Origin of the sequence: Streptomyces sp. NBC_01591 (genome assembly GCF_035918155.1) — a bacterium.
Lineage (GTDB): Bacteria > Actinomycetota > Actinomycetes > Streptomycetales > Streptomycetaceae > Streptomyces.
Genome location: NZ_CP109327.1, coordinates 2,579,609 through 2,602,835 on the forward strand (window position 1 = coordinate 2,579,609; position 23,227 = coordinate 2,602,835).

The 23,227-nt window shown below is 71.6% G+C and carries 13 protein-coding genes and 1 pseudogene; 7 read left to right on the top strand and 7 right to left on the bottom strand.

Annotated features, from left to right (window positions below; all coding sequences use genetic code 11):
• Positions 1-77 precede the first annotated feature (77 nt).
• Complete coding sequence (locus OG978_RS12045) at positions 78-3,191, top strand: alpha-N-acetylglucosaminidase (protein ID WP_326765211.1); 3,114 nt, start codon at positions 78-80, stop codon at positions 3,189-3,191.
• Positions 3,192-3,378: 187 nt separating this feature from the next.
• Here the strand turns inward: OG978_RS12045 and OG978_RS12050 are convergent, their stop codons facing one another.
• Positions 3,379-3,570 carry a hypothetical protein gene (locus OG978_RS12050; protein WP_326765212.1) on the bottom strand — a complete coding sequence of 64 codons (192 nt, stop codon included), beginning with the start codon at positions 3,568-3,570 and terminating at the stop codon, positions 3,379-3,381.
• 246 nt (positions 3,571-3,816) lie between these two features.
• On the opposite strand from OG978_RS12050, the gene OG978_RS12055 reads away from it, so the two are divergent.
• The gene (locus OG978_RS12055; RefSeq protein ID WP_326765213.1) at positions 3,817-4,761 is read left to right on the top strand and encodes a hypothetical protein; all 945 of its coding nucleotides are present in this window, start codon (positions 3,817-3,819) and stop codon (positions 4,759-4,761) included.
• 159 nt (positions 4,762-4,920) lie between these two features.
• On the opposite strand, the gene OG978_RS12060 is transcribed toward OG978_RS12055, so the two are convergent.
• Positions 4,921-5,646 carry an AfsR/SARP family transcriptional regulator gene (locus tag OG978_RS12060; RefSeq protein ID WP_326765214.1) on the bottom strand — a complete coding sequence of 242 codons (726 nt, stop codon included), beginning with the start codon at positions 5,644-5,646 and terminating at the stop codon, positions 4,921-4,923.
• A 233-nt stretch (positions 5,647-5,879) separates the two neighbouring features.
• Here OG978_RS12060 and OG978_RS12065 point away from each other — a divergent pair, with 233 nt between their 5' ends.
• The 5 genes from OG978_RS12065 to OG978_RS12085 all read left to right on the top strand — a co-directional run bounded on the left by OG978_RS12065 (position 5,880) and on the right by OG978_RS12085 (position 10,905).
• The gene (locus OG978_RS12065) at positions 5,880-6,029 is read left to right on the top strand and encodes a hypothetical protein (protein ID WP_326765215.1); all 150 of its coding nucleotides are present in this window, start codon (positions 5,880-5,882) and stop codon (positions 6,027-6,029) included.
• A gap of 71 nt (positions 6,030-6,100) precedes the next feature.
• The gene (locus tag OG978_RS12070) at positions 6,101-8,044 is read left to right on the top strand and encodes a hypothetical protein (RefSeq protein WP_326765216.1); all 1,944 of its coding nucleotides are present in this window, start codon (positions 6,101-6,103) and stop codon (positions 8,042-8,044) included.
• 76 nt (positions 8,045-8,120) lie between these two features.
• Positions 8,121-9,026 carry a metal-dependent hydrolase gene (locus OG978_RS12075; protein WP_326765217.1) on the top strand — a complete coding sequence of 302 codons (906 nt, stop codon included), beginning with the start codon at positions 8,121-8,123 and terminating at the stop codon, positions 9,024-9,026.
• Positions 9,027-9,028: 2 nt separating this feature from the next.
• Positions 9,029-10,111: a PDR/VanB family oxidoreductase gene (locus OG978_RS12080; RefSeq protein ID WP_326765218.1), complete on the top strand. Its 1,083-nt coding sequence runs from the start codon at positions 9,029-9,031 to the stop codon at positions 10,109-10,111.
• 71 nt (positions 10,112-10,182) lie between these two features.
• Positions 10,183-10,905, top strand: coding sequence for a TetR/AcrR family transcriptional regulator (locus OG978_RS12085; protein ID WP_326765219.1), 723 nt, complete (start codon positions 10,183-10,185; stop codon positions 10,903-10,905).
• 31 nt (positions 10,906-10,936) lie between these two features.
• Here the strand turns inward: OG978_RS12085 and OG978_RS12090 are convergent, their stop codons facing one another.
• The 5 genes and pseudogenes from OG978_RS12090 to OG978_RS12110 form a co-directional block, all read right to left on the bottom strand.
• Positions 10,937-12,973, bottom strand: a complete 2,037-nt coding sequence (locus OG978_RS12090) for an ATP-binding protein (RefSeq protein WP_326765220.1) — start codon at positions 12,971-12,973, stop codon at positions 10,937-10,939.
• Between the two features lie 190 nt (positions 12,974-13,163).
• Positions 13,164-18,479, bottom strand: coding sequence for a pullulanase-type alpha-1,6-glucosidase (gene pulA / locus OG978_RS12095; RefSeq protein ID WP_326765221.1), 5,316 nt, complete (start codon positions 18,477-18,479; stop codon positions 13,164-13,166).
• A 220-nt stretch (positions 18,480-18,699) separates the two neighbouring features.
• Positions 18,700-20,088 (bottom strand): annotated as a pseudogene (locus OG978_RS12100) (alpha-amylase); the annotation flags it as partial.
• 410 nt (positions 20,089-20,498) lie between these two features.
• On the bottom strand, positions 20,499-21,551 hold the full coding sequence (locus tag OG978_RS12105; protein ID WP_326765222.1) for a LacI family DNA-binding transcriptional regulator: 1,053 nt from the start codon (positions 21,549-21,551) through the stop codon (positions 20,499-20,501).
• Positions 21,536-23,212: a glycoside hydrolase family 13 protein gene (locus OG978_RS12110; protein ID WP_326765223.1), complete on the bottom strand. Its 1,677-nt coding sequence runs from the start codon at positions 23,210-23,212 to the stop codon at positions 21,536-21,538. Before OG978_RS12110 ends, OG978_RS12105 begins: the two co-directional genes overlap by 16 nt.
• Positions 23,213-23,227 lie beyond the last annotated feature (15 nt).

Here is a 23,227-nt window from a genome sequence, read left to right on the forward strand (position 1 = left end):
CACCCGTCATTAACGTGCGCACCGCACACACCTGTTGTCACATGCAGAACCATGAACAACACCGAGGAGTGCGGACCATGACGGAACCTTCCCTGCCCTTCAGCTCCTCCCGACTGACGAGACGTACGCTGCTGGGCACCGCCGGAGCCGTCGGCGCCGCCGCCGCGCTCGGTGCCGCCGCCCCCGCGCACGCCACCGCCGCTCCGGCCGCTCCGGCCCGGGACCTCGCGCCCGCGCACGAGGCGCTCCGTCGTCTGCTGCCGGACCACGCGGACCAGTTCCGTCTCCGCCCCCTCCCCCGGAGCGACGACGCGCAGGCCCCCGACCGCTTCCGCGTCACCGGCACCACCGGGCGGATCGAGATCGCCGCCACCACCCCGGCCGCCGCCCTGACGGGGGCGCACTGGTACCTCAAGTACACCTGCGACGCCGCCATTTCGTGGACCGGCAGCCGTCCCGGGCTGCCCCGCCGGCTGCCCGCCCCCCGTACCCCCGTCGAGCGCTCCGCGACCGTCGCCCACCGGTTCGCCCTGAACGACACCCACGACGGCTACACCGCCCCGTACGCCGACTGGCCGCGCTGGGAGCGGATGCTCGACATCCTGGCCCTGCACGGCTGCAACGAGGTCCTGGTCACCGCCGGGCAGGAGGCCGTCTACCACCGGCTGCTCCAGGACTTCGGCTACAGCGACGCCGAGGCCCGCGCCTGGCTGCCCGCGCCCTCCCACCAGCCGTGGTGGCTGCTCCAGAACATGAGCGGATACGGCGGTCCGCTCGGCCCCGAACTGATCGGCCGGCGTGCCGCCCTGGGGCGCCGCATCGCCGACCGGATGCGGGAGCTGGGCATGGCGCCGGTGTTCCCCGGCTACTTCGGAACGGTCCCGGACGGCTTCGTGGACCGCAATCCGGGGGCCCGGGTCGTCCCGCAGGGCACCTGGAACGGGCTGCGCCGCCCCGACTGGCTCGACCCCCGCACACCCGTCTTCGCCGAGGTGGCCGCCGCCTTCTACCGGCACCAGGAGGAGCTGTTCGGCCCGGCGGACCATTTCAAGATGGATCTGCTGCACGAGGGCGGCAACGCCGGTGACGTCCCGGTGCCGGACGCCGCCCGTGCCGTCGAATCCACCCTGCATGCCGCGCACCCCGGCGCGACCTGGGTGATCCTCGGCTGGCAGGCCAACCCCCGGCCGGCCCTGCTGGAGGCGATCGACACCGACCGGATACTGATCGTCGACGGCCTCTCCGACCTGGACACGGTCACCGACCGGGAGAAGGACTGGGGCGGAGCACCGTACGCCTTCGGCACCATCCCGAACTTCGGCGGCCGTACGACGATCGGGGCCAACACCGACCGCTGGACGGAGAAGTTCACGGCCTGGCGCGACAAGCCGGGCAGCGCCCTGGTCGGCACGGCGTACATGCCGGAGGCGGCGGAGCGCGATCCGGCGGCGTTCGAGCTGTTCAGTGAGCTGGCTTGGCGGACCGGGAAGGTGGACCGGGAGGCGTGGTTCCGGGCGTACCCGAGAGCCCGTTACGGCGGCCGCGACCGCTCGGCGGAGGCGGCCTTCGCCGCGCTGGCCGCCACGGCGTACCGGCTGACGAGTACGGACGGCCGCCCCGTCGACTCGCTCTTCTCCCGCAGGCCCAGCATCACTTCCTCGGTCGGCTTCGCCTTCGACCCGGCCGGTTTCGACCGGGCGTTCGCGGCGCTCCTCGACGTACGCCCGTCCCTGCGCGACTCGGACACCTACCGCTACGACCTCACCGATCTGGCCCGGCAGGCGCTCGCCGACCGCTCCCGGATCCTGCTGCCGCAACTGAGGGCCGCCCAGGCCGACAAGGACGTGGTCCGGTTCCGCGCGCTCGCCGCGCTCTGGCTGAAGCTGATGCGGCTGACGGACGCGGTGTCGGGCTGCCACCGGGCCTTCCTGCTGGGGCCGTGGCTGGAGGACGCCAAACGGCTGGCGACGAGCCCGGCGGAGGCGGTGCGGCTGGAGTGGACGGCCCGCACCCTGATCACCACCTGGGCGGACCGGACGGCCGCCGGCGACCTCAGCAACTACGCCAACCGCGACTGGCACGGGCTGATGGGCGAGGTCCATCTCCCGCAGTGGCAGGCGTACTTGGACGAGCTGGCCGACGCGCTCGCGGAGGGCCGGGCGGCGAAGCCGTTCGACTGGTACCCGGGCGAGGAGGAGTGGACCCGGCGGACCGACGTCCATCCGGTACGGGCGACGGGCGATGCCCACCGCACGGCGCAGCGGGTCTTCGAGACCCTGTCCACCGCCCCGTACCAGGGCACCGTCACGGTCTCGGCCGATCCGGTGGCGTTCACCCCGGGCAGCACCGGCACGGTGACGGCCGCCTTCCGCAATCTGAACGGCCTGCGGTCCACCGGCCGGATCGACCTCGCGCTCACCGGCCTCGACGCCACCGCGACGGGCGGCACCTCCCTGGAGGAGGTCGCGGCCGGCGGGTCCGGTTCGGTGGACTGGCGGGTCACCGCCCCGTCCGAGCCGCTGACCGCTCCGCTGCGGCCGATGCCGTACGAACTGAGCACCGCGTACGGGCCGCGCGGCGAGGACCGGGTGACCGACCTGCGGCGCGGCGCGGTGTACATGGCGGCACCGCTGGAGCCGGGCTGGCGTACGTACACGGCGAACGCGGCGGTCTTTGGACAGTTGGGCGGGCGGTTCGCGATCAACGGGGCGGGCCAGGACCTGTGGAAGGGCACCAGCCAGTTCGGCACCGCGTACCGGGAGGGGGCGTGGTCCGACGGGGCGGAGGTGACCGTGCGGGTCGACGCGCAGGAGAACACCGGGGGCTGGGCGCGTTCGGGGCTCGTGGTGCGCAACAGCCTCGCGGCGCCGGGCTCCGCGGGGTTCCTGAATCTGGCGGTGACGCCGTCCAACGGTGTGGTGCTCTCGTACGACACGAATGGCGACGGCACCCTGGACGCGTACCGGCGGATCACCGGGATCAAGGCCCCGGTGCTGCTCCGGCTGACCCGGGCCGGGGGCGGGTGCACGGGTTCCTGTTCCACCGACGGCGGGATGACCTGGCGGACGGTGGCGACGGTCGCCGTGCCGAGAACGGCAGGGACGCAGGACGTGGGGATCTTCATGAGCGCGACGAACGGCGGGAGCGGACTGCGCGGCACGGTCGAGTTCAGCGGGTGGCAACTGCGGTGAGGTGGCGGGCCGTTGTGCCGCGCACGAGCGGGCCGGGGTGACCCCCGCACGATTCGTCCGTTCCGCTGAACGCGCGTGCTGTCCGGGCGCACCCCGACGGCACGACGCGTCGGCTACCAGTACACCTTCCTGAGGCCTGTTACCGTACGCAGCCGGCCGAGCACACAGCTCGGTCGGACTCTTGCCCTCAGCTGCGCTTATCGGGCCATCGCGTGGTGGCCGCAGCCAGTTCGGCCGCCGTTCGACAACCCTCGGCGAGGTCGCATGCCTCCAGGGCCTCCTGGATCTTCCTGCGGTTCTTCACAGCGGCCGGTTTCGCCGACCGGTATCGGTTCAGGTCCCGGGAAACGTAGCCGTCCGCGAGGAAGCCCTTGGCCATGGCTGGGGCGCAAGTAGCCGCCTTCGGAGAGCATCCACCGGCTGCCGTCAGCTGAGCCCGGTCACGCCGACGTCACGCCGCGGTGATGCCCGGCACATGACGATGGCTGGTGCAGGCAAGCGCAAACCCGCTTCCACACGCAAGGAATCCACCATGATGAGAAGCATTCGCCAAGGAATTCCCCGCCTGATCGGCGTGTCGAGCTTGGTCGCGGCGCTCGCTGGGGGGGTTGGCGCGACAAGTGCCGTGGCAGCACCCCAGGCCCCGTCCGAAATCCTCTGCACTCAGTCCAACCCCCCGTTCTGCTTCGACACCGCCACCGGCAACGTCCTCCAGCAGGGCGCCCAGACCGGACCCGCCAGCGGCAACGTCCTCCAGCAAGGCGCACAGACCGGACAGGGCCGCGGCAACGTCCTGCAACAGGGCGCCCAGACCGGACCCGCCAGCGGCAACGTCCTCCAGCAAGGCGCACAGACCGGACAGGGCCGCGGCAACGTCCTGCAACAGGGCGCCCAGACCGGACCCGCCAGCGGCAACGTCCTCCAGCAAGGCGCACAGACCGGACAGGGCCGCGGCAACGTCCTCCAGCAGGGCGCCCAGACCGGACCCGCCAGCGGCAACGTCCTCCAGCAAGGCGCACAGACCGGACAGGGCCGCGGCAACGTCCTGCAACAGGGCGCCCAGACCGGACCCGCCAGCGGCAACGTCCTCCAGCAAGGCGCACAGACCGGACAGGGCCGCGGCAACGTCCTGCAACAGGGCGCCCAGACCGGACCCGCCAGCGGCAACGTCCTCCAGCAAGGCGCACAGACCGGACAGGGCCGCGGCAACGTCCTCCAGCAGGGCGCCCAGACCGGACCCGCCAGCGGCAACGTCCTCCAGCAAGGCGCACAGACCGGACAGGGCCGCGGCAACGTCCTGCAACAGGGCGCCCAGACCGGACCCGCCAGCGGCAACGTCCTCCAGCAAGGCGCACAGACCGGACAGGGCCGCGGCAACGTCCTGCAACAGGGCGCCCAGACCGGACCCGCCAGCGGCAACGTCCTGCAACAGGGCGCACAGACCGGCGGCACCGGCAACGTCCTCCAGCAAGGCGCACAGACCGGACCCGCCAGCGGCAACGTCCTCCAGCAAGGCGCACAGACCGGACCCGCCAGCGGCAACGTCCTCCAGCAAGGCGCCCAGACGTGACCTCTGTCGCGTGCTGACCACGCCGAACCTACCGACCAAACTCGGTAGCGCGAACCCGCCACTGCCCAGTGGCGGGTTTGCAAACTCCGGGAACTCGCTCGCGTCCTGGTCGCTCACGGCGTAGTCGCAGCACGACACCCGACACGGCCGTGACGATAGCTACCGGGATCCGTTACCGGGGCGCGACTGCTGCAGTTCGGACACCAGCCGGCGCAGCCGCGGTGTGGGGCGGAGTCCCAGCTCGTCGCGGAGGTGCTGCTCGTAGCGGTCGAAGTCGTTCAGCGCCTCGGACCGATTGTCCTCCGCCAAGTGGGCGCGAATCAGAGAAGCCTGGCTGGTCTCCCGCAGCGGATCCGCTTGGACGGCCGCATGGGCAGCCGTCACAGCCCACGCGAACTCCTTCGTGTCGATGAAAGCTCCCGTCAGTGCCTCAAGGGCATGGAGTCGAAGCTGCCGCCATTGCTCCGCCTCCGGCAACATCCACTCGTCGTACCAGCCGGGCAGCAAATCGGCGGACAGCTGGTCGACAGCCGCCGCGTTGAGGTCGAGCTCCTCGGCCGGGACATGGGAATCAAGTATTCGCTGGGCCAACGACCGAGCTCGGAACAGGTCGACGTCGGCCTCCCGCGCGAGGCGCAACTCGGCGGGGCAGATGTTCAGTGCTTGCTTCCCGAGGCCCTGGAGGCGTGACAATGCCGACCGCAGGTTCGTGTTCGCACCTTGCTCGGATGCTTCGGGCCAAAGGCTCCCGGCAACCAGAGTTCGAGGAACAGCGGCCCGGTAGTGTAGCGCGATAAACGCCAGAAGTCGCTTCGAGCCGACCGGGACGGTCACTGGTTCGTCGCCGACTACGATGTCGAAACCGCCGAGAAGAGAGATACTCACGGACGGCCTGGACCTGGTGGGCGGCGGAAAGAAAGCGAGATCATATGAGCTCATGGCTTTGTGATCGCGTATGGGGTCGGTCTACCCGGCGCCCGTCGCCTGGCCGCCACCATTGCTGGGGGCCAACGATCTGTACACCTCCCGCAAAGCCATGCTGCTCTACCTGCCAAGAGATGTCGAATTGTCCTAATCGGGGCCAAAGACTGGTGCCCTCCGACCGCACTGCCGCGGGTATGGCGCACGGGTCGAACCGGCGGACGGTGGCCACGGTCGCCGTGCCGGGAACGGCGGCGTCGCAGGACGTGGGGATCTTCATGAGCGCGACGAACGGCGGGAGCGGACTGCGCGGCACGGTCGAGTTCAGCAGGTGGCAACTGCGGTGAGGTGACGTCCCGTTGTGCCGCGCACGAGCGGTCCGGAGTGACCATCGCACGATTCGCTCGTTCTGCTGAACGTGCGTCCACTGCCAGAAGTACCTTCCGCAGCCGCCCCGGCCGACGGGGAGCAGGCCGGGGCGGCGCTCGTCGAGCACTATCCGCGGCTGGTCCGGCTCGGCTATCTCGTGCTGCCGCCGTCCCTCGGCAGCCACCGCCGGGTGCTGAGGGCGCACGCGCTTGCCCAGCGGTGCCTGCTGTCCGGACGCCGGTCGGGGGACGGGGGCGGGGCCGGTGTACCGGTGCCGCGCGGGCCCGGCGGTGCGGCGGCGGTCGATCCGTCGTATGCGTGTGCCCGTCGGCGGGTGCTGCGTGCGGCCCTGGCGGCGGGGCGGCCGCGCCGCGGGTTCGCCCGTGCCCGGCTGCCGTCGCTCCTCCCGCTCGTGTGGGGGCTGCGGCTGTTCCCGCACTCGGGCGGATCGGACGGGCTCGCCCTGGAGAACGCCCTGTCGGCGCTCTCCGGTCCGGGCCGCGCCGCCCATGCCCTGCGCGGCCTGGAGGGGCTGGCCGACGCGGAGGTGCGGCGGGTGCTCGCGGATGCCGGAGTCGCGGACCCGCATGCGGCGCTCACGGAGGCGGAGGACGTTCCGGCACCGTACGCGCTCCTCGGCTCCCCGGAGTTCGACCCCTGTTCGCTCCAGGCCCGGCCACCGGATCTGCTGCGCCGCCGGCAGCACGCGAAGGCGGCGCTGGCGGCCGTCGCGGCGCTGCTGGTGTGCGGGGCGCTGCTGGGGCTGCCGGGCGACGGCTGGGGGCGCGGCGCTCCGCCCGCGTCCTCGTACACCCATGACGCCGCCGTGGAACAGGCCCTGGATCCGGGCAGATTGAGCCGGGTGGCCGCGACGTTCTGGCGGCGCTCACCGCGTACCGACTTCACCGCCTGGCCCACCCGCGGCAACCGCGCCGAGGACACCCGGCTGCTGCGCCGGGCGCTCACCGTCTGGGCGCACCCGGGCGGAGAGGTGCGTATCTCGGCGACCCCGGAGACCCCCATCGGCCCTCCGATGGGTGCGCCGCAGCTGCTGTACGCGGGCGAGGTGGACCGGGTGACGGTGGTGCTGCTCTACGACGGGCTGCGTGTCGTGCGGTACGCGGAACCCGGTGACGCCGGCCGGGACGAGGGCGTCACGCTCGACTTCGCCCGGGTCGACGGCGCGGACATGGCGTCGGCCGCCGCCCTGATCGTGGCCCGTACCGGCGACCGGATCCGCTACCTCACCGCGCCCTGGGTGACCGCGGTTTCGGTGCGGGACCTGCTGGCGCCGGGCGGCACCCCACGGCCGCTGCGCCGCGGCCCCGACGGGGTGACCGCCGCGCTGACCAGCCCGGCGACGGCCCGCAACTGCCGTGCCTGGGAGACGATCGAGATCCGCGACGGCTCGACTACCCGGCTGATGGCGGACCTCGGCGAGCTGACCCCGGCCCGGCTGACCTCGGGCCGTCCGTCCGCACCGCACGATGTCGCGGGGCGGGCGGAGCGGGACAGCTGGGCGCGGACCGCCTGCCTGCTGCCCGCGGTGCGTTCGCGCGGGGTGCGGTCGGTGAACTCCTGGCAGTACGCCGAGCAGTTGCTGCCCGAGGGGGGCGGTTCCGCGCGCTGGCTGTGCACCAGGGCGGAGACCTGGCGGGGCACCGGGAGCCGGGTCCTCGCCCAGTTCCAGGCCCCGTCGGCGCCGGCCGTCGCGACGGGCGGCCCGCCCGGGGCGGTCGCGGCCAGGGCCGAGGACTCCCCGGCCTGCGGGGTGCGCGATCCCCAGGTGCTGGCCGGGGTGCTCTGGAAGTCGCAGGGCGGCCGCTGGTACGTACTGGCGGCGGGCAGTGAGCAGTTCGCCTCGCTGACCGCGTCGGGCGGGGTGGAGGCGCGCTCCGACAGCCGTCTGCTCGCCGTGCCGGCCAGGGCGGGTGACCGGGCGCGGCTGAACGGGACGCTGGCGGACGGCAGTCGGGCGGGCGCGCTGCGCTGACGGCCCGCCCCCGCGGGCGTCAGAAATTCGCCGCACGCCTCTGTTCCCTCGACCTACCTCTCAGTACATTGACAGCATGTCTAATACGCAGCCAGCGCCGGTCGCGTCGGAGCGGACACCGCTCAAGGCCCGCAAGGTCTCCTTCGCCTGGGAGAAGACTCCTCTGCACTGGGTGCCGGGTGACCCGTTCACCACGCACACCATCAATGTGCTCCACCTCCTGCTGCCCGCCGGGGAACGGTGGTTCATCCACGTGTACCGGCAGGTGCTGCCGTACATCCACGACGAGCAGCTGCGCCAGGACGTCATCGGCTTCATCGGCCAGGAGGCCGTGCACTCCCAGGCGCACGACGACGTCCTGCCCCGCCTGAAGGAGCTCGGTCTCGACCCGACGCCGTACACCGCGCAGGTCGACTGGTTCTTCGAGAAGCTGCTCGACGACCGGACGCTGCCGCCGGGCCGGGCGCGCAAGTGGTGGTTGATGGAGCGGGTGGCGCTGATCGCGGCGATCGAGCACTACACCGCCTTCCTCGGCGACTGGGTGCTGAACGCCGACGAGCTGGACCGGCGCGGTGCCGACCCGATGATGCTGGATCTGCTGCGCTGGCACGGCGCGGAGGAGGTCGAGCACCGCTCGGTCGCGTTCGAAGTGTTCATGCATGTCGACGGCGGCTACCGGCGGCGGGCGCGCACCTGGGCGACGGCGTTCAGCGCGCTGGTCTTCCTCTGGCAGCGCGGCATCCGCTTCTTCATGGAGAACGACCCGAGCCTGCTGGACGGCAAGGGGTCGTTCAAGGACTTCTACCTCAGCGGCAAGCGCGGCACCCTGCCCGCCACCGGTGATCTGCTGCGTTCGGTCCCCCGCTATCTGAGCCGCGGCTACCACCCCTCGCAGGAGGGCAGTACGGCCCAGGCCATCGACTATCTCGCCCACTCGCCCGCGGCCACGGCCGCCGAGGCCCGTATGACGGGAACCAGCTGACCATGCCGCTCCCCCTGCCCCGCCTGCGCACCGTGGTCCTGGTCGCGGGCGCCGCACTGCTGGCCAAGCGCGCCCTGCACCGCCGGATCCAGAACTCCCCGCTGTGGCCGCTGCCTGCGCTGGAGGAACCGATCTCGGGCCACTCCGAGCGACGCACCACGGCCACCCGCCGGCTGCTGATCACCGAGCGGACCACCCCGGCCGAGGGCGTCGTACAGCTCCGGCTGAAGGGCTCCGGCCTGGCCGCCTGGCAGCCCGGCGCGCACCTCGACCTCCTGCTGCCCTCCGGCCTGGTCCGCCAGTACTCCCTGTGCGGGGACCCGGCCGACCCCGGCACGTACACCATCGCGACGCGGCTGGTCGAGGACGGCCGCGGCGGCTCCCGCGAGGTCCACGAGCGGCTCCGCGAGGGCGAGGAGGTGGAGATCCGCGACCCGCGCAACCGCTTCCCGCTCGCCGAGGCCCCCGCGTACCTGTTCGTCGCGGGCGGCATCGGCATCACCCCGATCCTGCCGATGCTGCGGTCCGTCGCCGCCTCGGGCGCCGACTGGCGGCTGCTGTACGGCGGACGGACCCGCGCCTCGATGCCGTTCCTGGACGAGATCGAGAAGCTGGGCGCGGAGGGCGGCCGGGTGACGGTCGTCCCCGCGGACGAGGCGGGCCACCCGGACGCCGCCGCGGCCCTGGCGGACACGGCGGAGGGCACGGCGGTCTACTGCTGCGGCCCCGAACCCCTGATGGACGCGGTCACCGTCGCCCTCCCGCCCGGCCGCACCCTCCATCTGGAGCGCTTCACGGCGGCGACCGGGTCGTCGGCCGGCTCCGGCCCCTTCGAGGTCGAACTGCGCCGCTCCGGCCGCACGGTCCAGGTGCCGGCGGACCGGTCGGTACTGGCCGCGGTGCGCGACGAGCTGCCGCACGTCTCGTACTCCTGCGAGCAGGGCTTCTGCGGAACGTGCCAACAACGTGTCCTGGAGGGCGAGATCGACCACCGGGACGAGCTCCTGACGGACTCCGAACGGGACGACTCGATGCTGATCTGCGTGTCCCGGTGCCGGGGCGAGCGCCTGGTGCTGGACCTTTAGGGAGCTGGAGCGGCGATACCGGGGCCGCCCGCCGCCGCTCCCCCGCCACCCCACTCGGTACGCTGTCCACCATGACGACCGGGGTGCGGCGCAGGATGGGCGTCGAGGAGCGCAGACAGCAACTGATCGGTGTCGCGCTGGAGTTGTTCAGTCACCGCGCCCCGGACGAGGTGTCGATCGACGAGATCGCGGCCGCCGCGGGGATCTCGCGGCCGTTGGTCTACCACTACTTCCCGGGGAAGCAGAGCCTGTACGAGGCCGCGCTGCGGCGGGCGGCCGACGAGTTGGCGGCCCGGTTCGTGGAACCTCGCGAAGGCCCGCTCGGGACGCGGCTGCTGAAGGTGATGGGACGGTTCTTCGACTTCGTCGACGAGCACGGGCCCGGGTTCTCGGCGCTGATGCGGGGCGGGCCCGCGGTGGGGTCCTCGACCGCGAACGCGATGATCGACGGGGTGCGGCAGGCCGCCTGTGAGCAGATCCTGGCCCATCTGGGGGTCGAGAATCCCCCGGCACGGCTGGAGCTGGTCGTGCGGTCATGGGTGTCGCTGGCCGAGTCGACGGCTCTGATCTGGCTGGACGGGCGACGGATTCCGCGCGAGGAGCTGGAGTTGCAGCTGGTGCACGACTTCGCCGCGCTGGCCTCGGTGAGCGCCGCGTACAACACGGAGATGGCGGGCATCGTGCTGCGGGTGCTCGGCCAGGAACCGGCGGACGGGCCGTTCGGCGAGCTGCTGAACCGGCTCTCCGCCCTGGCGCCGGCCGTACCGGCCGTTCCCCCGCAGCGGCTGCCGTAGGGCCTGTCCGGCGGTACGGGGCAGAAGTGCCCTACATGAGCAGTTCGCCGTGGAGTGCGGCGGCCAGGCCCACCTCCGCGTTGTCCGCCCGGCCCCGTTCGAAGGCGCGCTGGTAGGCGGCGTCGCCGACGGCCTCGCGGGCCTGGCGTTCGCATGCCTCGCGCAGCGGGGCCAGTTCCGGGGTGCCGCGTTGCGGTTGGCCGACCATGCGCCAGTACACCTGGCCCGTGCCGTAGACCCGGGCGGCGCGGGCGCCCGCGCCCTGGGCGGCGATCGCCGCGGCCAGGATGTCCAGGCCGAGCGCGATGCCGAAGCTGTCGCGCATGCGGTGCTTGCCCGCGAGCATCGAGCGGGCGTGGGCGGCGGAGGACTCGGCGTCGCCCTGGAGCAGGGCGATCAGGGCGAGCTGGTAGTCGACGTAGCTACGGGTCCAGCACTCGTCCTGGGCCTCGCAGACCGCACGCAGCACCGCGGCCGCCTCCGCCGCCTCGTCCAGCCGGCCGAGCCCGGTCAGGGCGAAGACCGTGATGAGCCGGCACCGCAGCCGGTAGGCCTTCTCCAGCGGGGTGGCGGTGCCGGTCGAGCGCAGGACCCGGTCGACCTCGCGGAGGCCCGCCTCTGGGCGGCCGGTCATCAGATGGGTCAGCCCGCACAGATAGGCGGCGGCGAGGATGCCCTCGTCGGTGCCGTCGCGCGCCGCTTCCCTGGTGCACTCCCGGCCCAGGCGGCGGGCGGCCGGGTAGTCGCCCTGGAGCATGACCGTGATGCCCAGCACCCACAGGGCGCGGGTGCGGTGGGGTCCTTCGGCCGGTCCGGCGGCCAGGGCGCGCCGGGCGTATTCGCGGGTCTGCGGGAGATGGCCGCAGCAGCACCAGAAGAAGCCGATCCGTCCCGCCATCTCCTGGGCGGCCGCGGTGTCATGGGCCAGCAGGTGGTCGAGGGCGGCGCAGAGGTCGGCGTGCGCCTCGGCGATGCGGTGGTACCAGCTGATCTGGTCGTCGCCGGTCCAGCCGGCGTGGGCCTTGCGGGCCAGGCCGAGGAAGCAGGCGGCGTGCCGGTCGGCGGCGGCCCGTTCCTCACCGAGTTCGGCGAGCCACATCCGTCCGTACTCGCGGATGGTGTCGAGCATGCGGTGCCGTACGCCGTCCCGGCCGACGACGGACTTGGCGACCAGGCCGTTCAGCGCCCGGGTCACGCCGTCCGCGGTGAGCGGTCCCCCGGCGCAGACCTCGCGGGCCGCGGCCTCGTCGAAGTCGCCGCGCAGGACGGTCAGCCGGGCCCAGAGCAGCCGTTCCAGCGGGGTGCACAGCTCATGGCTCCAGCCGATGGCGGTGCGCAGGGTGCGGTGGCGCAGCGGCCAGAGCGACGTGTCGGCCGGTACGTCGAAGCGGGACCTGATCCGCGCGGCGACCTGCTCGACGGTGTCCCTTCCGAGGGCTCCCGCCGCGAGTTCGATGGCGAGCGGAATCCCTTCGAGGCGGCGGCAGATCTCGGCGGCGGCCTCCGCGTTCCCCGGCTCGTCGAGGGCGGGCCCCGGGGCCGCCACGGCCGCCCGGTCCCGGAAGAGCGTCAGCGCGTCGGCCGCGCCCTCGACGGGCAGCGGGTCCACCTCGACGACCTGCTCGCCCCTGATGTCCAGGGGCTGGCGGCTGGTGGCGAGCACGGTGAGGCCGGGGGATGTCGTGAGGATCTCGCCGAGCAGGTGCGCGCATGCGGAGCGCAGGTGCTCGCACGAGTCGAGAACCAGCAGCAGTTCCTTGTCGACGAGCCATTCGCACAGTGCGTCGATGGGCATGCGCAGGGTGTGGTCGGAGAGCCCGACCGCGTCGGAGACGGTCGCGATGAGCAGTCCGTCGTCATGGAGCGGTGACAGGTCGGCCCACCACGCACCGTCACGGTGTCCGGCCGCCGCCTGCCGGGCGGCACGGACGGCGAGCCTGGTCTTGCCGACACCGCCACTGCCGGTGAGCGTGGTCAGCCGGTGCGTGGCGAGGGTGTGTTCGAGCCGGGCAAGTTCCGCTTTCCGTCCGACAAAGCTCGTTGTCTCCTCGGGGATGTTGCTCGCCATGGTCACCGTCGCTGAAACAGGTGGACCGGCCGGTCCCGGACCCTGGTTCCGGTGCGGCACAGGCATGCGGGGACGCCTGGCGTGCCGGAGAAAGGGGCCGGGACCGGCCGGGGGTGGGAGGGCGCGCCGGGGGTGCGGTGCTGCGGCATTCCCCGACGGCTGCTGCCTCCCAACCTAGCCCTGTCCTGGCTCAACTCAGGGAGAACACCGCCACCGTACGTCCCGGGACGGTGAATCTTCCCGAACTCCCCTCATACGTGGACTTCTTGACAGTAGAATCCGCGCCCGCTGCCTGGACCGGGTGCAGTGCGTACCCCTTCCCCGCCAGCCCGGGAACCGTCTGGGTCTCGGTGCCGGGGGCCGCGTTGAGGACGACCACCAGCTTCCCGAGCCGCATGGTGATCACGCCCGGTGTCTCGTCCTTCCCGGAGAGCGGGAAGGACAGGGCGGACTGCACCTGCTCGGTGGTGGCGAGCCCGAAGTCCTGCTCCGTGGAGCGGATGGTGAGCAGGTCCCGGTACGCGGCGGACGCGGCGTCGATCTGCGCGCAGCCGGGGCGGAGCGCGGCGTCGGCCAGCAACGGCTTCGCGTAGGACCACTTGGACTCATTGTCGGCGGCCGGCGGCAGTCCGCGGCCGAAGCCGTTGCCGTCGCGGCAGTCCCAGTGCAGGGCGTTGAACCAGTCGCCGCTGTCGTACGAGTTGCGGTCCAGGGACTTGGAGCGCAGCAGGTCGGTGCCCGCCTGGGAGAGCGAGGGCCCCTGCGAGAGGGTGGCCGTCGCCATGGCCAGGACCTGCATGCGGGCCCGGTCGGCCGCCGAGGTGCCCGCCGGGAGCTTGAAGGCGAGCGCGTCGTACAGCGACTCGTTGTCGTGGGCGTCCGCGTAGGCGAGGGCGTCGCCGGGGGCCGCGGCGTATCCGGCGGGGGCGCCGTTGTAGTCGACGCCGGACCCCTTGACCGTGTTTCCGGCGGAGTCGGTGAAGGTGAAGTCGGCGAGGTTGCCGGTGAGGCCGACCTTGATCAGGTCCTGGTAGTGGAGCAGCCGGGCCTTCTGTTCGGCCTCCGTCCCGTTGGCGGCAGAGGTGTTGGGGTCGGTGTAGAGACCGGTGGCGAAGCCCTGTACGCCCGGGTCCTCGTCGAAGGGGCTGCCGCCGCGGACGGCGTCGCGGGACCGGTCGGAGAAGGTCGCGATGCCGGTGCCGGCCATGTTCTTCTGCGTGGCCTGGACGAAGCGGGCGTCGTCGGCGATCTCGCCGAAGTTCCAGCCCTCCCCGTACAGGATGATCTTCTTCCCGTCGACACCGTCCTTCGCCACGGTCAGCGCGTCCAACGCCTCGCGGACGGCGAGGATGTTGGCCCTGGGGTGGTGGCCCATCAGGTCGAAGCGGAAGCCGTCGACCTTGTACTCCTTGGCCCAGGTGACGACCGAGTCGACGACCAGCTTGCCCATCATGGTGTTCTCGGGGGCGGTGTTGGCGCAGCAGGTGGAGGTGGCGACGGTGCCGTCGTCCAGCAGCCGCTGGTAGTAGCCGGGCACGATCCGGTCGAGCACGGACTTGTCGTCCTGGCCGGAGGCGACGGTGTGGTTGTAGACGACGTCCATGACGGTCCGCAGCCCCGCACCGTTCAGCCCCTGCACCATCTGCCGGAACTCGACGGTGCGCCGGGTGCCGTCCGGGTCGGAGGCGTAGCTGCCCTCGGGAACGGTGTAGTGCAGCGGGTCGTAGCCCCAGTTGAACCCGTCCTTCGCGGCGGCCTTCGCCACGCAGGCCTGCTGCTCCTCGGAGTCGGGGGCGTACACGGACAGGTCGCAGGCCGGCTTCTGCTGTGCGGACTTCTTCTCGGGGATGGTGCCGATGTCGAAGGCGGGCAGCAGATGGACGTAGCTCGTGCCGGAGTCCGCGAGCCGCTTGAGGTGCTTCATCCCGTCGGAGCCGGTGTCGGTGAAGGCGAGGTACTCGCCGGGGTGCTTCGAGGTGCGGTCCGCGATCGAGAAGTCGCGGATGTGCAGCTCCTGGATCTGGGCGTCGCGCAGCGGGACGGCGGCGGGCTTCGTCAGCCCGGACCAGCCCTTCGGCGCGAGGCCCGGGGCGTCGAGGTCGACGACGAGGCTGCGCGCGGAGTCGGTGGTCAGGGCGGTGGAGTACGGGTCGGTGACCTTGTTGGTGACGAACTTCTGGACGGTGGGCGCCCAGACGTCCACCGTGTAGCGGTAGGGCTTGCCCGTCCAGTTCTTGGTGCCCGTGACGGACCAGACGCCGGTGCGGTCGTCGCGCCGCATCGGGACGCTCCTGCCCTCGAGCTCCAGGGCCACGGTACGGGCGGTGGGCGCCCACACGGACAGGGTCGGGCGGCCGCGGTGGTCGAAGACCGGGCCGAGCGAGGCGGTGGCCGCGTTCTTCCCGTACAGGTCGTCGAGCACGCCCGCGCTCTGTACGCCGGTGGCGGCGAGCAGGGCTCCGTTGGCGGCGCGCTGGGTGGCGATCAGCTGGCCGCGCAGCGCGTCACGGACCCTGTCCCGGTCCCGGACGTCGACGGTGAACGCCGGGTAGTCCTTGAGGTTCGGGTGCTTCGCCTTCTGCGCGTCGGTCAGCGCGGACGGGGTGAGCCGCAGCCACTGGCCCTCGTCGGAGAGCGCCCCGTCGACCACGGAGACGGGGCCGTCCTTCGCGTGGACGAGCTGCTGGCTGGTGGCGCCGGTGGCCTTCACCTTCCATACGACGGTGTCGGCGTCGATCCACTGCGCCTCGGCCTTGCTGAGGTCGGGCTTGGGCACGCCGCCGGCCTGGGGCAGCAGGTAGCCCGGCGTACCGCCGAGCATCCAGACCTCGTGCCCGTAGGTGGCGAGGTCGAGCGACTGGTCGCTGGGGAGGTCCTTCTCGTCGCCCTTGTGCAGGATGTAGCTGAGCGAGGTGGCGCCGTCGGTGAGCGGCACCTCGAAGGTGACGCCGGAGGCGTCCTTCTTCACCGGCTGGAGTGGCTTGGCCCAGTCGGTGGGGTCCTTGGCGCCGGTCCAGGTGTGCAGCCCCCAGCCTTCGTAGTCGCCGTCGGGCCGGTAGTAGTGCAGTACGGCCTTCGTGGTGTCCTGCGGCGGGTAGGCGCCGTCGGGGGCCGTGTCGGCCTGGCCGTCCTTGCCCTGCTCGATCCAGACCTGCCCGGTCTTCGCGAGTTCGACGGTGCGCTGCGGCCCGTCGGTGGTGCCGTCCTTCTCGACGGTGTACGGGACGGTGGACGCGCCCTCGTCGAGCTTCAGCCAGGCGAAGGCTCCGTAGGCGTCGCGGCCGGTGAACTGCGCCGTACGGTCACCGGACTTGAGCGTCCAGCCCTCGTAGTCGCCGTCCGCGCGCTTGTAGTGGACGACGGCGTAGTCGCGCTGGACGGCCACGGGCTTCGCGTCGGCGGGGGCCTGTCCGGCGGTCGTCGAGGCGAGGGCGCTCGCGGTGCGTCCGGCGCGGTCGACGACGACCGCCTTGTAGCGCAGCGGTGTTCCGGCGGCCACCTTGTCGTCCAGGTGCTGGGTGACCTTGTACGGGGCGTGGTCGGCGGAACCGAGCGTGACCCACTTCCCGTTGCCGGTCTGCGCGGCGAACACGACGCGGTTCAGCTGTCCGCCGTCGACGTCGGCGGAGACCTCGACGGTGCCGGTGGCCCCGGCGGCGGGGGCCTTCAGGGTGATGGCCGGCTTGGTGGCCGGGGCGCCCATCGGCTTCTCGGCGCGCAGCACGAGGCTGGAGAGGGCCGGCACGGTGACGATGACCTTCTTGTCGGCGCCGCTGCGGAGGGTCGAAGAACTTCCGTACAGGGTACGGAAGTTCATGTCGGCGGATGCGGTGGGCAGCTCGACGGTCTTCGGGGCGGTGCCGTTGTTGGTGGCTACGAGGTACTCGTAGGGCTTCTCGGGGTCCGTGCGGGAGAAGGCGTAGACGGAGCCTTCCGCGTAGCGTTCGGTCTGGACGCCGTCGCGCAGCGCCGGGTTCTTCCCGGTGAGTTCGGAGAGCTCGGCGATGTTCCGGTACAGGGGGTGCTTCGTGTCGTACGCGTCTGCGGCGTGGGTGCGGTCGGTGCCGAGTTCGTCGTCGTCGAGGTAGTCGGCGGTCTTCGAGGCGAACATGGTCTGCCGGGCGTCCCGGTCGCCGCCCGCGCCGGTGAAGCCCTGCTCGTCGCCGTAGTAGACGACGGGGTTGCCGCGGCCGAGGAACATCAGCTCGTTGGCGAGCTCCGCGCGCCTGACGAGTTCCGCGTCGTCGGCCTTCGGGTTGTCTTGCCTCAGGAACGCGCCGATGCGGCCCATGTCGTGGTTGCCGAGGAAGGTCACCTGTTCGTAGGCGTTGGCCTTGTCGGTGGTGTACCGGTAGTCGTCGCCGAAGACGGCGGCGAGCTTCGGGGCCGGGGCGCCCTGCGAGGCGTACTGCCTGGCCGCTTCCTGGAACGGGAAGTCGAGCGTCGCGTCGAGCCGGCCCCGGGTGACGTAGGGCGAGGTGATCGCGGTGTCGGCGGAGTAGACCTCGCCGAACATGAAGAAGTCCTTGCGGCCGCGCTTGGCCGCGTAGGTGTCCAGGGCCGTCGCCCACTGGGTCCAGAAGTCCAGGTCGACGTGTTTGACGGTGTCGATCCGAAAGCCGTCGATGTCGAAGTCGCGGACCCACTTCTCGTAGATCTTCGCCATGCCGGAGACGACCTCGGGCCGTTCGGTCCACAGATCGTCCAGCCCGGAGAAGTCGCCGTACTCGGCGGACTCACCGGCGAAGGTCGAGTCGCCGCGGTTGTGGTACATCGTCGGGTCGTTGAGCCAGGACGGGACCTTGTTCCCGGTGTTCTTCGGTGTGTACGGGAACGAGTCCGCGTCCACCTTCGCCAGGCCCTTGCCGTCGTCGAAGGGGCGGCCGTCCTTGTCCAGGTACGGGTAGGCGCCCTTCGGCCGGTAGCCGTAGGCCTTCTCGGCGTAGTCGACGGTGTCCGCGGTGTGGTTGGTGATGACGTCGAAGAAGACCTTCATGCCCTTGGCGTGGGCCTTGTCGATCAGCTTCGACAGGTCGGCGTTGGTCCCGAAGTGCGGGTCGACCCGGGTGAAGTCGGTGATCCAGTAGCCGTGGTAGCCGGCCGAGGCGTCCTTGCCGGTGCCCTGGACGGGGCGGTTCTTGAAGATCGGGGCGAGCCAGATGGCGGTGGTGCCGAGGCCTTTGATGTAGTCGAGCCGGTCGGTCAGGCCCTTGAGGTCGCCGCCCTGGTAGAAGCCCTTGTCCGTGGGGTCGAAGCCGGTCTCCGAGCGCGAACCGGTCAGTCCGCCACGGTCGTTGGCGGTGTCGCCGTTGGCGAACCGGTCCGGCAAGACGAAGTAGAACTGTTCGCGCGTCAGGTCGTGACGTGCGGGTTCGGCGGCCAGCCGGGCATCCGAGGGCGAGCCCGGGGGTCTCGGCGCGGCCGACGCGGATGCCGCCGGGACGACGGGGAGGAGCGCCGCGCAGAGTGCGGCGACGGCTCCACGTCTGAGGGTGGAACGGGACACGGGCTGGGTCTCCTTGTGTGCGGGCGGGGGTTCTCGGGGGTGGGCGGGCCTGTCGGGTGGCGGGGTGGGGGCGGGGGCCCATCTGGGCGTCTCCTCGGACGGCGCAGACTCGTCCGGCACCGCGAGTGAGCCGTCCTATTACTGCGTCGTCCTGCGGGGATCGCCCTGGTACGCCCCCGCCCCCGGTCGCCGCACGGGCGCGGGACGGGCGCCGAGGTCAGCCGGTGGCCGCGCAGCTACGGGCGTTCACCTGGAGCGCCACCGCCGTGTTCGCGCCCAGGGTCGCGGTGAACTGGCCCGAGCCGTTCACCGTGACGCCGTTGCCGGACTGGATGTCGCAGTAGTCACCGGCGGGCAGCGAGGTCTGGAACGTACGGGTCAGCGAGGAGCCCTCGTGGTTGATCGCCACGTACGCCTTGGAGCCGCGCCCGAACGCGATCCGGTCGCCGCCGTCGTCCCACCAGTCGGTGACGGCCTCGCCGCGTGCGGTGTTGCGGAAGCCGACCATGGAGGAGATCTCGCGCCAGGAGTGCTGGCACTTCCAGCCGTCGCTGTAACAGGCGTTCACCGTGCCGCCGTTGGGCGGGCCGGCGTCCTTGTCGGACCACTCGTAGCCGGAGTGGACGTCGGGCGAGCCGTACGGCCAGGCCAGCATGAAGACATTGGCGAGCGTGTAGTTCGCGCCGTCCTTGTAGTTCAGTGTGTCGCCGCCGCGCTCGGTGTCGTGGTTGTCGACGAAGACCGCGGCCTTCGACGACGGCATGAAGCCCCAGCCCTCGCCGTAGTTCTTCAGATAGGCGAGGTTCTCGTTGTTGAAGACCTGCTTGAGGCCGCGGCCGTAGCGGAATTCCTGGACGTCCCCGGTGCCGGTGTACTCGTCGGGCGAGACGGCCTCGCCCGCGCCGTGGATCGCCTCCTGCTTCCAGTAGACGCCCGGGTCGCTCAGCCGTGACTTGATGTTCGCCAGGTCGGCGGCGGGCATGTGCTTGGCGGCGTCGATGCGGAAGCCGTCCACGCCCAGGGAGCGCAGGTCGTCGAGGTAGGCGGCGATCCGGCCGCGTACGTAGTCCTCGCCGGTGTCCAGGTCGGCGAGGCCGACGAGTTCGCAGTTCTGGACGTTGGCACGGTCCTGGTAGTTGCTGATCTGCGCGGTGCAGTCGTCCATGTCGGCCGCGGAGTACACCCCGGGGTAGTCGTACTTGGTGTACGAGGAGCCGCCGGTGCCGGTGCCCGATCCGGCCGACATGTGGTTGATGACGGAGTCCGCGACGACCTTGACGCCGGCGGCGTGGCAGGTACTGACCATGGCGGCGAAGGAGGCGCGGTCGCCGAGCCGTCCGGCGATCTTGTAGCTGACGGGCTGGTACGAGGTCCACCACTGGCTGCCCTGGATGTGCTCCTGGGGCGGCGAGACCTGTACGTAGCCGTAGCCGGCCGGGCCGAGGGAGTCCGTACAGGCCCTGGCCACGGAGTCGAACTTCCACTCGAAGAGGACGGCGGTGACGTCCTTGTCTCCGGGGGTGGCTGCCTGGGCGGTCGTGGTGGGGGCCACGAGGGCGGCGGCGCCTGCTGCCAGGGCGAGCGCCGCGGACAGTGGTCTGCGTGCCATGTTTCCTCCTGCGGTGGGGGGAAATGCGGGTGACGGTGCAGCCTCACGTGGCAACGCGCCCTGCCTTCAAGGCTCCTGAAGGTTCTTGCTGCAAGAATGCAAACCTTGGTGTGGTGGAGACCGTACGAGCCCGTCAGGTTCCGGTCAACCCTTTGGACACCGCCCGCTCACATCCAGGAAATACGGCGGTTTTCTTCCTGCAAGGACTTACGCAAGACATTGCAGCACTGTTAAATTGCTCCAGACTCCGGTCCGGTCGGCCGGGGGTTCCGGTGACCCCGGACCCCACGCGCCCGGCCGGCCGGGCCGGTCACGGACAAGAGAGGCACCCGGAGTCGCTCACTCCCCGCAGGCCCATTCAGGGCCGGCTCCCGGTGCCTCTCCTGTACGCCCGGACAGCCCAGCGGGCCTCAGGGCCTGACTGCCGCGGTCGATCCCCGTACCACCAGCTCCGGCTGGAACACGTACTCCGTACGCTGCACCGGGCTGCCGGCGATCTCCTCCAGCAGGGCGCTCACCGCTGCCGCCGCCATCGCCTGTACGGGCTGACGCACCGTCGTCAGCGGCGGATCGGTGAACGCGATCAGCTGCGAGTCGTCGAAGCCCACCACCGACACGTCGCGCGGCACGCCGAGCCCGCGCTCCCGGGCCGCACGCACCACGCCCAGCGCCATCAGGTCGCTGCCGCAGACGATGCCCGTGCACCCCTGGTCGAGCAGCGCACCTGCCGCGACCTGGCCGCCCTCGACGCTGAACAGCGTGGGGCAGACGAGGAGTTCGGCCTCGGCGCGGTCCAGGCCCAGCAGGTTCACGGCGGCGTCGAGGAACCCCTCGCGCTTCCGCCGGGACGGCACGTAGCGCTGCGGCCCGATCGCCAGGCCGACCCTGCTGTGGCCGAGGTCGGCGAGGTGCCCGACGGCCATCCGCACGGCGGCGGAGTCGTCGGGCGAGACGAACGGGGCGCTGATCCGTTCGTTGTAGCCGTTGATCAGGACGAACGGCACACCGCGTTCGGTGAGTGCGGCGTACCGGGCCGGGTCGGTCGACATGTCGGCGTGCAGCCCGGAGATGAAGACGATCCCGCCGACGCCGCGCTCGACGAGCTGCTCGACGAGTTCGTCCTCGGTGGCGCCGCCGGGCAGCTGGGTGCAGAGCACCGGGGTGTAGCCGTGCCCGGCCAGCACCTGCTCGACGGACTGCGCGAACGCCGGGAAGATCGGGTTGGTGAGCTCGGGCGTCACCAGCCCGATCAGCCCGGCGCTGCGCCTGCGCAGCCGCACGGGGCGTTCGTAGCCGAGGATGTCCAGCGCGGCGAGCACCCGCTGACGCGTGGGGTCCGCGACGCCCTGTTTCCCGTTGAGCACCCGGCTGACGGTCGCCTCGCTGACCGCTGCCTGGCCGGCGATGTCCGAGAGTCTCGGCGCGCCGGCCCTGGGCAGGGGGACGGTCACACCGTCCACCACACCGTGGTGTCCGCGGGCAGCTCGATCTCGGCGCCGTCGGTGACGACCGGGCTGCTGGACAGCAGGACGGTGCCGCGTACCGGGATGCGCACCGGGCGGCCCGTCGTGTTGACGGTGCAGACGAAGCCGGGGCGGGCGAAGATCAGCAGCCCCTCGGGGGCCTGGAGCCACTCCACCGAGGTTCCGGCGCCGAGCCCCGGGTGTGCCCGGCGGGCGGCGATCGCGGACCGGTACAGCTCCAGGGTCGAGCCCTCCACGCCGGTCTGCGCCTCCACGGAGAGCTCGCCCCAGCCCGTGGGCTGCGGCAGCCAGCTGCCGCCGTCGCCGAAGCCGTACGAGCTGCCGTCGCGGGTCCACGGGATCGGCACCCGGCAGCCGTCACGGAAGCCGTCCTGGCCCTCGGCGCGGAAGAACGACGGGTCCTGACGGGCCTCGTCGGGCAGGTCGGTGACGTCGGGCAGGCCGAGCTCCTCGCCCTGGTAGACGTACGCGGAGCCGGGCAGTGCCAGCATCAGCACGGTGGCGGCGCGGGCCCGGCGCAGGCCCAGCTCGCGGTCGCCGGCCTCACGGATCTGGGTGCCGAGGCCGGGCGGGTTGGCGAACCGGGTGGTGTGCCGGGTCACGTCGTGGTTGGAGAGCACCCAGGTGGTGGGGGCGCCGACCGGACGCATCGCGTCGAGCGAGGTGTCGATGACCTTGCGGAGCTCGGCCGCGTCCCAGGCCGTGGAGAGGTACTGGAAGTTGAACGCCTGGTGCATCTCGTCGTGGCGGACGTAGTTGGCGGTGCGCTCGACGGTGGGGGTCCATGCCTCGGCGACGGCGATCCGGTCGCCGGGGTACTCGTCGAGGATGGTGCGCCACGAGCGGTAGATCTCGTGCACCCCGTCCTGGTCGAAGAACGGCATGACGTCGTTGCCGAGCAGCTTGAGCTGGTCGTGGCTGCCGAGGTCGGGCAGGCCGGCGGCCTTGACGAGGCCGTGGGCGACGTCGACCCGGAAGCCGTCGACGCCCATGTCGAGCCAGAAGCGCAGGATCGAGCGGAACTCGTCGGCGACGGCCGGGTGTTCCCAGTTGAAGTCGGGCTGCTCGGGCGCGAAGAGGTGGAGGTACCAGTCGCCCGGGGTGCCGTCCGGGTCGGTGGTCCGGGTCCAGGCGGGGCCGCCGAAGATGGACTCCCAGTCGTTGGGCGGCAGTTCGCCTTCCGCACCCTTGCCGGGGCGGAAGTGGTAACGCTCGCGCAGCGCGGAGCCGGGACCCTCGGCGAGGGCGCGCTTGAACCACTCGTGCTGGTCCGAGGAGTGGTTGGGCACCAGGTCCACGATGATCCGCAGGCCCAGGTCATGGGCGTCCCGGATCAGCGCGTCGGCGTCCAGCAGGGTGCCGAACATCGGGTCGATGGCACGGTAGTCGGCGACGTCGTAGCCCGCGTCGGCCTGCGGGGACGAGTAGAACGGGCTGAGCCAGACCGCGTCCACACCGAGGTTCTTGAGGTACGGGAGTCTGCCGCGTACGCCTGCGAGATCGCCCATGCCGTCGCCGTTGCCGTCGGCGAAGCTCCGTGGATAGACCTGGTAGATCACCGCGTCCTGCCACCAGCCGGTCTGGTGGGCCGGAGCGTCGCCGGACGTGCCGGTGGAGGGGGCAGCGAGGTGCTGGGTCATGTCATCCCTGAGGTG

Coding starts and splice junctions, on each gene's coding strand:
- OG978_RS12045 (WP_326765211.1), top strand. CDS start 78: ATGACGGAACCTTCCCTGCCCTTCAGCTCCTCCCGACTGACGAGACGT.
- OG978_RS12050 (WP_326765212.1), bottom strand. CDS start 3,570: ATGGCCAAGGGCTTCCTCGCGGACGGCTACGTTTCCCGGGACCTGAAC.
- OG978_RS12065 (WP_326765215.1), top strand. CDS start 5,880: ATGGCGCACGGGTCGAACCGGCGGACGGTGGCCACGGTCGCCGTGCCG.
- OG978_RS12075 (WP_326765217.1), top strand. CDS start 8,121: ATGTCTAATACGCAGCCAGCGCCGGTCGCGTCGGAGCGGACACCGCTC.
- OG978_RS12080 (WP_326765218.1), top strand. CDS start 9,029: ATGCCGCTCCCCCTGCCCCGCCTGCGCACCGTGGTCCTGGTCGCGGGC.
- OG978_RS12085 (WP_326765219.1), top strand. CDS start 10,183: ATGACGACCGGGGTGCGGCGCAGGATGGGCGTCGAGGAGCGCAGACAG.
- OG978_RS12090 (WP_326765220.1), bottom strand. CDS start 12,973: ATGGCGAGCAACATCCCCGAGGAGACAACGAGCTTTGTCGGACGGAAA.
- OG978_RS12110 (WP_326765223.1), bottom strand. CDS start 23,212: ATGACCCAGCACCTCGCTGCCCCCTCCACCGGCACGTCCGGCGACGCT.